Source organism: Nodularia chucula CCY0103, assembly GCF_963923915.1.
Taxonomy (GTDB): domain Bacteria; phylum Cyanobacteriota; class Cyanobacteriia; order Cyanobacteriales; family Nostocaceae; genus Nodularia; species Nodularia chucula.
On sequence record NZ_CAWUOL010000007.1, the window covers coordinates 14,627 to 27,703 of the forward strand.

The window sequence follows — 13,077 nt, forward strand, 5'->3', positions numbered from 1 at the left end:
TTGATATTTCCTTTGTGAATTTCCCCCATCTGTACCTTAGAAAGGAATATCATCTGGGTCTGGTTCTTGCTCTGGGACTGGAGGATAACTGGTACGCTCAAAATTGGGTGCTGCTTGTGTAGGTACAAAGTTTGACGGTTGAGGCGCAACACTAACGGGGGTTGTTGGGGGGGTGGTGACTGAGGGGATTTGAACTTCTGGTTGTGAAGGTTGTGGGGGTGTAAAGGATGACGGAACTGTATTTCCTAAAGATTGAATCTGTTGTACGGTTAATTCAGCCCGTTTTTCTTTAAAACCTTCTTGACGGTCAACTGTGTGCATCCCTAACCGACCTACTAACAGGACGCGATCGCCTTGGTGGTAATTTTGCTGAATTTCTGTAGCCATATTCCCCCAGCCCACCACTTTTAAGGTAACTAACTGGTCTTCTGCGCGCTGAGAATTAGGAAACTGCACCAGCATTTCCGTGATGGCTAAGTTCTCGGCGGTATAGCGTAACTGTGGTTCTTGAATGATTTCTGCCATTAAAACGCAGCTATTCATTAAATCCTCCTGACTGTAAAAATACTGAGTGGGAAATAGGGATTTTTATTAGCTAAATTTTTGTAATTTGCCTGAATAAATTCCTGACAACACTTTCAGCTTGGGTCTTTTCTAGCATAAAAGCCAAGCGATCGCTTTGAACAGTATTTAGGATACTATTCGGCACATCGCCTGACTAAAACGAGCATTGATTTCTGCATGAGTAGTACAAGTATACCATTAGTAGCAGAAAAAATACTGCAAATTAACTTTTGACATGAACTGGAAAAATCCCCAAGCGAATCAACCGCCCTGGAAGGTCGCGGAAAAAGTTCACAGTGATTGACTATCAATAACGTTCATAAAATCTTCAGCATTGATAATCCGTCCAGAAAAATCATCTTTGATGCTGAGTAAATCGCGATCGCCTGTCACCAGATAATCCGCCTCACCGACCACAGCCAGAAGTAAAAAAGGCACATCAAATGGGTCACGACATTCAGGAATTATAGGCAACACATCAGGTATCGCCACAGCCTCACAAAACAGTATGTAATCCGATAGTAAATCTTCTTGTTCAATTGGCGTTAGCTGAAACTTTGGATAAGCCAACACTCGGATTAACTCAGTTGTTGTCGCTTTAGAAACCAGGGGAGTGAAGCGATTATTCTGCCATGCCAAACGAATTGTGGATACTCTGCCCCCAAAAACCAAGGCAGAGACTATAAGATTAGTATCAATTACAACGCGTAGTCCAACCGTCATGATTGACGCGCCCAAGCCACTGCATCAGCCACATCCTGCTCACTCAGCCCCAAATCCGCCAGCTTCGCCCGCACCGCATCCGCCCTCTGAATTTTTACAGGAGTCAGAATAATTTGCCCGTCCTGCACTTTGACCTCAAAATACTCAGCTTCCCCAATTTCACGGGTAATACTTTTAGGTAATGTTAGTTGATTCTTAGAAGTTAACTTAGCGAGCATGATAAACCTTCTAGCTGTTGCCAGAGAATGTAAGGATTCCTTACTTTATGATATACATTTCCCTGCTGAATTAATTGGAGAGGAGGAGCTTTATAGCACTACGCATAGACGTTAGGACATAAACTGATCATAAAAGTTAGACACCAAAAGGCTTTTACCCCACTCCCTACTCCCCAGCTTTAGCAGCTATTTTTTTCACTGTTCGTTGTCACAGGTAACATATATCATGGGCGCTGAATGTTCCGCTTTGTGGAATCAGCTATCCACTGCATACCATTACCCCAAATACCCGTGGCGCAAGTTGTCTTAGAGAATATCTATAAAAGTTTTCCCCAACGTAAGGGGGAAGGTGTCGCTTCTCCAACCGTTTCCAGCGATCGCTACAAAGGTGATCCAACTCCAGAAGCAGAGATTATTACTGTTTTACGGCGCATTAACTTAACGATCTCCGATGGTGAATTTATGGTGCTTGTCGGTCCTTCGGGTTGTGGTAAAAGCACTCTACTGCGTCTAATTGCGGGGTTAGAAACCATGACAGGAGGGAATATTACTGTAGGCGATCGCCTGATCAATGAGCTACCTCCCAAAGAACGAGACATTGCAATGGTGTTTCAAAATTACGCCCTCTATCCTCACATGACGGTGTACGACAACATCGCCTTTGGACTGCGCCGGCGGGAATTAGAAAATCGGGAAACTCAGGACTCTTCCCTTCCTGATTGGGCGGAAAATCTGCTGGTGGGTGTCACCAGAAAGTTACCTAAAGGACTGCGTTACATTTCTGACAAAGAAAGGGAAGTAGACCAGCAAGTAAGAAATGTGGCACAATTATTGCAAATGGAAACCTTGCTGAATCGCTTACCCAAACAGCTATCTGGGGGACAAAGACAACGGGTAGCATTAGGAAGAGCGATCGCCCGTGACCCCCAAGTATTTTTAATGGATGAACCCCTTTCTAACTTAGATGCGAAACTCCGCGCCGAAACCCGCGCCCAAATTGTCAAATTGCAACGTCAACTAGGAACCACGACGATTTACGTTACCCATGACCAAACGGAAGCCATGACAATGGGCGATCGCATAGCCATTATGAATCAAGGTCAAATTCAGCAAGTAGCATCCCCATTAGAACTTTACAACCGCCCTGCTAACCGCTTCGTCGCCGAATTTATTGGTTCACCACCGATGAATTTTATTCCTGTAACATTTCATGCACCGTTATTAATTACCCATAATAATTTCCGTCTCACCCTCCCAGAAACTTGGGAAACAGCGCTGCGAAAATACGATAAGCAAACCATTATTTTAGGTATGCGTCCAGAACATTTAATTGTAAGCGTACCTGCGACCAAAAATTTACCCGTCAAAGTAGACTTAGTAGAAAATCTGGGTAATGATTCTTTCCTAGCAGTGAGAATTTCCGATAGCTTGCGTGGCGAAGCCATACCAGAATCTCAAATTAGTCATACAGATAATTATCTGCAAGTGAGAATCCCACCAGATAGATTAGTAAGTGTCGGTGAGCAATTATGGTTATCATTAAATCCAGAGAAATTGCACTTTTTTGACCCTCAAACAGACTTAGCAATATTTCCTACAAATTAATATTAGTTATATATTTTATGCCTCGAGATTCAATTTTTTACAAACTGTTTCAACAATCGCCTAATCTGTTATTTCAACTAAGTAGGTCAACATAATTAAACATAAAAAATTGAGGATATAGATCCCCTACTTCTTAGAGAAGTCATTAATCTGGGTATTCCGTTTTTTTAATTTGAGCTACTTACTAGACCGGAAATATTCGTGGTATATCTGTAGCTAAGTTAGAAAACATCAGAAATTCGTCTACCCCACCCAGCCATGAACCAGGACTACTCCCGTAAAAATCACAGAGATCAACAACGTTCAAGGCGATAACAACCGCACAGTACAAGGAGACAATAATCAGGCTGTTCTTGGTGACAATAATCAAGTTACACAACAAAATCAAGTGGGTGAAGATACTGGAGAAGCGCTCACTAAAGAGGATATTGTCAAGTTACTGGCACAATTAGAAACTTTGATTCAAGATGCAGAATTACCAGCCGACACCAAAGAAGAAGTAATTGAAGATTTGAGCGCAGCTAAAAACGCAACTGATAAGGAAGAACCTAACAAAAAACGTGCGTTAGACCGTTTGGAAAGCATGACAAAAACCCTAGAAAAAACTACTAAAACTGTGGATTCTGGTAAGCAACTTTGGACAGTAGCCAAGCCAATTATTGTAAAAGTTGCTGGTTGGTTAGGTGCGGCGGCTGGTTCATCTCTATTGGGATTGTAGAACGTATTTCTCAGTCAGCAACCTGAAAACTTGGAACCGCTCCTTTTGATTTGGTTTCTATAAGTTGATGAAGGGCGGTAAATCCACCCCATAAGAGGATGTTTGAAAAGTTTTGGGCGAATATAATTCGCTACTACACAGGCAGGACGCGTAGCGGTTTCCCGTAGGGAAGTCAAGCGACCTGGACTAATGAAAAACTGGGATTTTTAACCCGCGCAGGCGGGTTTAGTTTGTATAGCCGCGACTTCTAGTCGCCAGGGTTGTAATAAATTAGACTTTTCAAACAACCTATAAAGATTCGCTAAATTTACACCTCGGCGGGTTGCTGTTCTTGTTGTCTTTCCACAAACGCCTGAACACGGGTGCGGTAGTTTCTCAAAGTTTCATCAACCCAATCACGATCATTACTATTCGCATATAAATGTACTAAAGGTTCACTAGCATCAGGTAAAACTAATAGCCAACTATCATCATAAGGTTGGCAAATTTTCACCCCATCAATTAACTCTAAATTTTGGGCTGGGTGTGTTTCGACTAAATAACGCATTAGCGCCCCTTTAGCAGTCCAAGGACAGCGAACTGTATAGGTTTTGTGAACTACACGGGGTAATTCTGCACGGGCTGTAGCAAGCGATCGCTCTTGAATAGTTAACATCTCAATTAACTTCGCAATGCAGAACATCGAATCAAAGCCTGGATGCAGATGGGGGAAAATAAAACCAGTTTCACCACTACCGCCTAACACCACATTGGGATTTTTCTGACAAGCCTCCATCAAAGCGGTTGGATTGGCTTTAGTGCGAATTACCCGACCATCATGACGACGGGCGACTTGTTCCACAGCACTAGAAGCATGAACCGGGACAACAACCGTCCCTCTGGGGTTAGATGTTAAAATCATGTCTACCATCAATGCTGTCAAAATTTCCCCCCGAATCGGAAAGCCTGACTCATCAACTAAAATCAGTTGTTCCCCATTAGCCGATACTTGCACGCCAAAGTTAGCTTTCAACGCCTCCACAACATGACCTAACTGAGTCAGCAGTGCTTCCCGATCAGTCACTGACATCGCCGCTTTATTCACACTCGCATTCAGCACCACCGCATCAGCGCCAAATTTGTCTAACATCATGGGTAAAACTGCGCCAGATACCGCATAAACATAGTCAATTACGACTTTTGCCCGACTGTTGCGGAGAGTATCTACATTTAACAACTTTTCAAAGGCTGTACAATAGCGTTCCATGACTTGACTGGGATAAGCCACATCGCCAATTTCATGAATTTGCGATCGCCGCATATCTTCTTTAAAATAAGCTCCTTCAATTTTTTTCTCCACAGCTTTAGTGATATTAATCCCCTTAGCATCCATAAATTCAATCAGGATATAATCAGGGCGATCCGGGTGTACCCGCACATGAATCCCACCAGCCACGGACATTGTAGGTATGACTGTACGCGCTATAGGAATAGCTGTTGCATCAAGGTTTTGAATATCAACACCGACAGACATTAAACCAGCAACTAACGAGCGAGTCACCATGCGGGAAACGTTACGCTGGTCACGGGAAACTGTAACTTTACAACCTGGTTTCAAGGTGGAACCATAAGCAGATCCCAACTTAACGGCAAATTCTGGAGAGATATCAATATTCGCTAAACCTTGGACACCACGTTGTCCAAATAAGTTTCTTTGAGCAGTATTACCCCAAATCAAGTTAATATTTAAAATCGCCCCCGATTCAATCTTTTTACTCGGCCAAACCCGCACATTTGGGCTAATTTGGGCTTCTTCGCCAATAGTAGACAGGGAACCCACCACAGCCGCTTCTAATACATGAGCGCGACGGTCTACACGCGTCCCACGAGAAATGACGCAAGCGCTCAGATGTGCTTCATCGCCAATAATTGACCCATTCCACAAAATTGGTCGCTTCAGATTAGCATCAGCCCCAATGGTGACATTATCCCCAATAATGGTTCCCGCCTCAATCTGAACTCTCGCCCCAATGCGACAATTGTCACCAATTATGGCTGGAGATTCAATACTGGCTGTAGGGGCGATAAAAGTATTTTGTCCTATCCACAAATTCGGCGAAACTTCTTTATAAGCAAAGTCAAGTTGAACTTTCCGATCTAAGGCATCATACTGAGCTTCACGATAGGCATCTAAGTGACCGACATCACACCAGTAACCTTGGGCAATATAACCATACAGGGCTTCGCCTTTTTCCAACATCAGGGGAAATAAGTCTTTGGAGAAGTCGCTTTCAGTGTTGGATGGCAGATAATCTAATACTTCTGGTTCGAGAATGTAAATACCAGTGTTGACGGTATCGGAAAAAATTTCACTGCTAGAGGGTTTTTCTAAAAAGCGATTAATATGTCCTTGTTCATCGGTAATTACTACCCCAAATTCCACCGGGTTAGGAACTCTGGTTAAAACTAAAGTTGCTTTGGCTTGTTTTTGTTTATGAAAGGCGATCGCCGCCGTCAGGTCAAAATCTGTGATACTATCACCGCTAATCACTAAAAACGTTTCATCCAGCAGTTCCGCAATATTTTTCACACAACCTGCTGTACCTAAAGGCTGATCTTCTTCTACAGCATAGGTAATCTGAACCCCAAAATCGCTACCATCCTGAAAATAATCTCGCAGGACATCTGGTAAATAATGCAATGTAGCAATAACTTCTGTGATTTGATGCCGCTTGAGCAAATTGATGATATGTTCAGCAATCGGCCGATTCAGAATAGGAACCATCGGTTTGGGCAGATCACAAGTTAACGGGCGCAGTCGTGTTCCCGAACCCCCTGCCATCAGTACTGCACGCATAAATTCTCCTTAGCTATTTGCAGCTTTTGCTGCTTACATACCCTTGAGAGTGTGTTGTATATTCTTTCTTTAGTGTCCTATGGATATTGGTATTTAAGTAACTTTCCTAAGAAGCATCTGCTGAGAAATAAGCAAATCTACTCATCACTTTAACCTGTCTGTTCAGAGACAATCAAGATAGAAAACCATCTCCCAATCAGCTATGTTACTAATATTACCTTTAGTTTGCGTAACACCTGCAAGTGTCAAAAGAATTAGAGATTTTGCACTTTTAACATTCTAGGTGCTGCATAATGTCAATAGTATGGTAATGCTTAACTTAAATTATCTCAGGTACAAAGGGAGTCGAGAAAAATGATGAATTTACTTATTATTGGTGTAATTGTGGTCTATTTAGGTGGTGCTTGGAAGTTATGGACTGGGTTTCACCGAACTAACTTTAGTCAAACCTTTGCTAATCGAGTCGGTTTATCATTGCTTTGGCCTGTTCTATTAATTGCAAATAAATCATATCGACGCAATTTTCAACGGGCTTTAAAAGGCTAGTATCGCCATCAGGTAAAAAGTCAAAAATTGATTTTTCAAAATCTGTTTATTTACGCCCACTCGTACTAAAGTGAAAATTGCATAGGGCTGAGGTCATCGGAAAATAGCCATGAAATTTAACTGGAACTAATACTTCTGAGTTTGTAGTCACACAAATCAGACTTGAGAAATTTAAATTATGGTTCGTCCTGTTGTAGCGATCGCGATCGCTAGTTTCATCGGTATTATCTCTCTCAGTACCTTAGCCCAACAACGCCACATCCCCACATCTGCAAAAAAAGGGGATGATATTTCCCCAACCCAACAACGTCAGATCCCCACACCTCAACAAGAAGGAGACTATAATTCAGCCATCACCAAATTTCCTGATGGTAGTCAATCTGTATTATTGTCCTGGTTCACTAATATTCCTAATGGTAAACTAAACTGTCATAATACTGCCGGAATAAATCAGCCAGTTATCCACGAATTTGAACCCAATCAACTACTCCAACCTGATGCAGGTGAAAATATTCAACAATTCAGGAAAAAATCAGGGTAATTGTTTTGTCAGAGCCAATCGCCAGTTCATCGAACCCAATTCTTTGGAATAAAAATTATTAGTAGGTGATTAGTTACCCTACTAATAATTGTAAATTGGCTAGGTAGAAAACCTATCTGAAAATTGGTAATTCATTTGCAAAAATGCAGATATAGATAGTCAACTTGGGAATTTTTATGTCATCTACAATCCACAATTCACTGAGAAATTGCCAATCACAACTTATTTTCTGTTATTCAAAATGTGAATAGCTGCACCAGCCGCAGCACCATCCACCGCATCACCTAAAGGCTCATTGCAACGTCCGCCAGTAATTGCACCTGTCAGACTACCAGCAACCGCACCCACTCCAGTATCTTGAGCTAAATTACGATTATTGCGATTGCGTCTATTACTATTAGCCGCATTCACCGCAGCACCAGCCGCAGCACCTTTCACAGCATTATTTAGCAAAGAGCCACATCCTCTGACAGCACCAGATGCAGCACCAGCAGCAGCGCCAGTACCGACATCTCTAAGCAACTCACTAGCAGCAGCCGATTGAGCCGGAACTAAACTCACACCAGTCAAACTTGCAGCCATGAGGCCGGGTAAAAGTGTCCGTTTTAAGATGTTCTTCATGTTAATACCTTGTTAAGCAATTAAACGTTTTTCAGATGCAGATGCAACTAATCTTATTATGATGGTTACATCCACAAAATCCACCGCGCATCTACTGGAAGCTAGAATTTAAGATGTAACTTTCTATCTTGAGACTGATTTGTATAAAACATGAAACATCCAGCTTTTAGTTCCTATCATTTAAAAAGCCTGAATCCACTCTTTGATACAATACTCAGTCCAGATGCCATTTTTCCAATAGGGGTCATTTTCCACTAACTGGTTGACAGTCGCTTCGTCTTCCGCTTCGTAAATTCCAAAAACTTTGGTACTATCCTTTGTGGGACCAAGAGTAATCAATACACCTGATTCTTTCTGTTTTGCTAATCCGTCTAAATGCTCTTGACGATAGGGAACGCGTTTTTCCAGAACGTTTTCACAATAACTTCCCCACATAATGTATTTCGGCATGATTCCTTGTTTCTCCTCTTGATATCTGCCAAGAGTTTAGTATATCCCGTGTTCAAACCAGATTTTAATTTAAAGCTACTTAAGACGCTAAGTTTCTCGTTAGCCATAGCAGGGGGATTACCCTGTAGGAAGCCACAAAGCATCTACGTTTGCATAGTAGCGTAAAGCTTACGGGAGTGAAAAACTCTACTGTTATATTCGCCCCAAACTTCTAAAATATCCGAGAAGGCTTAGTCAACAGTTGAGTAACATATTTTCAATAAATAATTTTGCCTAAGCAATCTTTAATAATATCAACAATTATTAGAAAATCCATAAAATCATCAGCTTGTTTCCTTTCTTTACATATCCAATGGCAAAATTTCATTTTTTGAAATTCTTGAATTTGATTTTCTTCTCCATAATCTCCCTTTTTAGTTTTTTGCGAATAAAACCTTTCTATAAATAAAGAATCACAAAATAGGTTTTCAATTCCTTTTTTGACTTTCCGATGCTCCTGTTTAGGTATTTTTCTAATTTTTAATTTACCGTGATCTTCATTCGGTTTGTTGGTATCACAATCATAGAGAAGTAATACTTTTCTGGTTAAGAGTTGAGGTTTGGAAAGCAGAACATCTCTTGTATTATTCAAACCATTATTACCAGTATTAATACTTTTGCCTTTGCCTATAGAAGCTCCTACCCATTCAATATCAACTTGTTGCAAAATTTCTGTTTCTCCTAGTAATTCCAAGGCTGTTTTAATATAAATTTCATCAGTCTCTCCTTCTGTTAAAACTAGAGGTTTATTACCCTTTTCTAGAGTAGATTTTACTTCATGTTTAAATAAGTTTTTTTGTTTAAAATAGTTAAAAAACATTCCTTGCCCATGTTCAGACATTAGATAACTACAGTAATCTTCCCAAACTTGAACTGACCAATGATTTATGCTTTCTCGAAGATAGTTATAATTAAAATGATCCTGACCATAACGCTCATATAAAAAATATTTAGGATAACTTACTTCTGTATGAGCAGGTATATTATGCTGTGCCATTATTTTTAATAAACTAATTCCCTCAGCCTCCCACATTCTAAGGTGTTGAATTACATAGGATAAATGAGAGTGATTGGATGCGTCTGCGACAACAATAATACAAAAGCCTAAGTATAGCGGGTTGTTATGTTCTCCATTAAAATAACCTTTTTGAAAGGCATTAATAATACCCTGTGCTTGATTGTCTTCTAAAACATTATCAATCCACCAAATAGGAATTTTTTTTTCATCATCAAATCCATAACCACACATCACCCAAAAACTACCCACAATATTTTGATGATACTCTTCAAGTAATACTATTGCTCTTTGACAACTAGTTATGCCAATTCTAGGTAAATGCACTGTCATGTTGAAAATTTCTAGTAAAAAACAGAAGGGAAGATAAATATTATAATATATACTCTTCATTAATATATATTTGACATCAAATACCATGATTTTTAGCGTGATCGCTGATTTTTGAGAGACTGTTTTGATTATTAAGCGATTGCGACCACCACTCCTTAAGAAGACCACACTTTTATAAAGTGGTAAATTTGAACTTAGGGAAATATTTGTATTCAGCGCCGCATTGAAGAATAATTCCCAGGTTGATCAATTCCTGGGAATTATAGAAAAATCTAATTAATTAACTTCTCAGGTTAACGCCGAATTTCTCCACTAAAGCCTCACGGACTTTATTGTGTACAGGTTCCACTTCTGCATCAGTGAGAGTGCGATCGCTTGACCGATAAATTAAGCGAAATGCTAAACTACGTTGTCCTTCTGGTACGTTTTCACCACGATATTCATCAAACAATTCCACAGATTCCAGCAGTCCCTTTCCAGCTTTATTAATGGATTTTTCAATGTCAGCTACCGAGATTTTCACAGGAGCGAAAAAGGCAATATCCCGATCACTGGCTGGATAGGTAGAATAAGCATGGAATTTGGGAACCATAACTTCATCTTGATCAAGTGCATCTAACAGCACATTTAGATCAAGTTGGAACACATATACAGAAGCCGGTAAACCTTTATCTTGTCTCAGTTGGGGATGAAGTTGTCCAAAAATACCCAGTCTGTTACCACCCAGCCACAAAGAAGCCGTGCGTCCTGGATGTAAACGCTGATCTCGACAATCTGGTTGATATTCTACCTTTAAGTTAAGTTGCTCAAAGACGCTTTCTAAAATACCTTTAGCATCAAACCAAGTCATCGGGTTTTCACTGCTACCTTTTGACCATTTGCCTATTGATGTGTCGCCCCCCATAATACCAGCGATCGCATCAGTTTCTTGCAAACCATCTTCCTCTTGCCAGAAAATCCGCCCCAAATCAAAACCATTCAGAGAACCATTTCCCTGCTCCAAATTGTATTGAAAAGCATCAATCAAACCAGAGATCAAATCAGTTCGCAGAGCCGAATATTCCAAAAATAGCGGATTATTCAAAACTACCTGGCGATCATTCCCAGGTTTCACCAAAGAATAATGAATCACCTCCGTCAATCCTTCCGCTCTCAAAACAGCCCTAACCTTGCGGATTAACTCCTGTTCTAAAGATAAATATCCAGCCTCAGACTTCTCTGGTAAAGTATCGCAAAAATTGTCATAACCATAGAGACGGGCTAACTCTTCAATCAAATCAATTTCCCGTTCTAAATCCCGGTAACGATAGGGTGGAACTGTCACCGTCCAAGTTCCCTCTCCAGTCAGAGTTAAATCACAACCCAAAGCCAAAAGAATCCGCTCAACATCTGCTTCAGTTATTTCCCCTGTATCCTCACCCAAATCCACAGGCCCCAGCACCTGATTAACCTGATCTAAACGCAGGGAAATAGAACGACTCCAAGTAGATGGATCGGGGCGAGTATCAGCAATTTCCTGTTGTACAATTACCCCCTCAGCCAATTCACTAATCAGAGATAAAGCGCGGTTACAAGCTATTTCCAACTCAGCCCGATTTACTCCCCGTTCATATCTCCCAGAAGCCTCACTTCTTAAACCCACACTGCGGGAAGAACGACGAATAGCCACAGAATCAAATAATGCTGCTTCTAAAACAATGCTGTGAGTAGCATCATGGACTTCAGTTTCTTCTCCACCCATCACACCCGCCAGTGCGACTGGGGTATCATTAGCAGTAATTAACAAATTTTGAGTTGACAAATTGCGCGTTTGTCCATCCAGAGTTTTCAAAGATTCCCCAGAATTAGCGAAGCGAACCCCAACAGTTAAACCTTCACTACCAGCCACAGATTCTAAACGGTCTTTGTCAAAAGCGTGTAGTGGTTGTCCCCATTCCCATAGAACATAGTTAGTAATATCCACCACATTATTTATTGGTCGCACCCCAGCAGCACGTAAACGCTGTTGCAACCATTCTGGAGAAGGAGCTATTTTCACCTTTTCAATCACTGTGCCAATATAAGCCGGACAAGCTTGCTGCTCCTCAATTTTTAATCCTAAATTACTCCCACCTGGGGAAACCGATGTTGTCGTAAGTTCCGGGATACTTAACTTACCACCAGTCAAAGCTGCAACTTCCCGTGCTACCCCCACCATACAGAGAGCATCAGCCCGGTTAGCCGTTGCAGTTACATCTAAAATTACATCATTTAAACCTAATAACGGGCGCACATCACTACCCAGGGGCAGATTTTCCTGAGTAAAAATATGAATACCATCAATATCAGTAGGTAAACCTAATTCCTTTAAAGAACAAATCATCCCTTGAGATGGCACACCCCGTAGCTTTGCCGGTTTAATTTTTAAATCGATATTGGGTAAATAAGTACCTGTGGTGGCTACTGGAACATAAATATCCGCTTTGACATTAGGCGCACCACAGACAATATTTAAAGTCTCAGATGCACCGATATCCACTTGACAAACACTTAATTTATCAGCATTCGGGTGGGGTTGACGTTCAACCACTTTTCCCACAACTACACCATTAGCCCAAGTGTGGCGATCTTCAATATCTTCCACCTCAAACCCTGCCATTGTCAGAGTTTCGGCTAATTCTTCTGGAGTAAGTTTAATTTCTACTAGTTCCCGTAGCCAATTTAAAGAAATACGCATGGAGTATGTTTGCTTATTGAAATAATGAACTGATGCCTGATTAGTGATAATAATCTAGAAACACCTTTAACTAAAGCAATATTGGAGATTTATCTCTTGTCCATAAAATTTAGCAAAAATCTGGGTTTTAAACCCCCTCTTTCTACGAAGGC

The 13,077-nt window shown here is 40.9% G+C and carries 12 protein-coding genes; 4 read left to right on the forward strand and 8 right to left on the reverse strand.

Annotated features, from left to right (window positions below):
• Positions 1-36 precede the first annotated feature (36 nt).
• The 3 genes from ACM0OP_RS03900 to ACM0OP_RS03910 form a co-directional block, all read right to left on the reverse strand.
• A complete protein-coding gene (locus ACM0OP_RS03900) occupies positions 37-543 on the reverse strand; it encodes a single-stranded DNA-binding protein (RefSeq protein WP_414527079.1) in 507 nt (168 codons plus the stop codon).
• A gap of 312 nt (positions 544-855) precedes the next feature.
• A complete protein-coding gene (locus tag ACM0OP_RS03905; RefSeq protein ID WP_414527080.1) occupies positions 856-1,287 on the reverse strand; it encodes a putative toxin-antitoxin system toxin component, PIN family in 432 nt (143 codons plus the stop codon).
• The gene (locus tag ACM0OP_RS03910) at positions 1,284-1,505 is read right to left on the reverse strand and encodes an AbrB/MazE/SpoVT family DNA-binding domain-containing protein (protein ID WP_414527081.1); all 222 of its coding nucleotides are present in this window, start codon (positions 1,503-1,505) and stop codon (positions 1,284-1,286) included. Before ACM0OP_RS03910 ends, ACM0OP_RS03905 begins: the two co-directional genes overlap by 4 nt.
• Positions 1,506-1,796: 291 nt before the next feature.
• Between ACM0OP_RS03910 and ACM0OP_RS03915 the strand changes: the two genes are divergently transcribed.
• Positions 1,797-3,110, forward strand: a complete 1,314-nt coding sequence (locus ACM0OP_RS03915; RefSeq protein WP_414527154.1) for an ABC transporter ATP-binding protein — start codon at positions 1,797-1,799, stop codon at positions 3,108-3,110.
• Between the two features lie 388 nt (positions 3,111-3,498).
• Positions 3,499-3,828 (forward strand): hypothetical protein, encoded by a 330-nt coding sequence (locus ACM0OP_RS03920; RefSeq protein ID WP_414527082.1) that lies wholly within the window; start codon positions 3,499-3,501, stop codon positions 3,826-3,828.
• A gap of 307 nt (positions 3,829-4,135) precedes the next feature.
• Here the strand turns inward: ACM0OP_RS03920 and ACM0OP_RS03925 are convergent, their stop codons facing one another.
• The gene (locus ACM0OP_RS03925; RefSeq protein ID WP_414527083.1) at positions 4,136-6,664 is read right to left on the reverse strand and encodes a sugar phosphate nucleotidyltransferase; all 2,529 of its coding nucleotides are present in this window, start codon (positions 6,662-6,664) and stop codon (positions 4,136-4,138) included.
• A 354-nt stretch (positions 6,665-7,018) separates the two neighbouring features.
• Between ACM0OP_RS03925 and ACM0OP_RS03930 the strand changes: the two genes are divergently transcribed.
• Together ACM0OP_RS03930 and ACM0OP_RS03935 are read left to right on the forward strand one after the other, a co-directional pair.
• Complete coding sequence (locus ACM0OP_RS03930; protein WP_414527084.1) at positions 7,019-7,210, forward strand: hypothetical protein; 192 nt, start codon at positions 7,019-7,021, stop codon at positions 7,208-7,210.
• A gap of 178 nt (positions 7,211-7,388) precedes the next feature.
• The gene (locus ACM0OP_RS03935) at positions 7,389-7,751 is read left to right on the forward strand and encodes a hypothetical protein (RefSeq protein ID WP_414527085.1); all 363 of its coding nucleotides are present in this window, start codon (positions 7,389-7,391) and stop codon (positions 7,749-7,751) included.
• 222 nt (positions 7,752-7,973) lie between these two features.
• On the opposite strand, the gene ACM0OP_RS03940 is transcribed toward ACM0OP_RS03935, so the two are convergent.
• The 4 genes from ACM0OP_RS03940 to pheT form a co-directional block, all read right to left on the reverse strand.
• A complete protein-coding gene (locus tag ACM0OP_RS03940) occupies positions 7,974-8,372 on the reverse strand; it encodes a hypothetical protein (RefSeq protein ID WP_414527086.1) in 399 nt (132 codons plus the stop codon).
• A 180-nt stretch (positions 8,373-8,552) separates the two neighbouring features.
• The gene (locus ACM0OP_RS03945; protein WP_414527087.1) at positions 8,553-8,822 is read right to left on the reverse strand and encodes a YciI family protein; all 270 of its coding nucleotides are present in this window, start codon (positions 8,820-8,822) and stop codon (positions 8,553-8,555) included.
• A gap of 256 nt (positions 8,823-9,078) precedes the next feature.
• Entirely contained in the window at positions 9,079-10,209 is a 1,131-nt protein-coding gene (locus tag ACM0OP_RS03950; RefSeq protein ID WP_414527088.1) for a hypothetical protein, read from the reverse strand.
• Positions 10,210-10,489: 280 nt separating this feature from the next.
• The gene (gene pheT / locus ACM0OP_RS03955; RefSeq protein WP_414527089.1) at positions 10,490-12,925 is read right to left on the reverse strand and encodes a phenylalanine--tRNA ligase subunit beta; all 2,436 of its coding nucleotides are present in this window, start codon (positions 12,923-12,925) and stop codon (positions 10,490-10,492) included.
• Between the last annotated feature and the right edge of the window lie 152 nt (positions 12,926-13,077).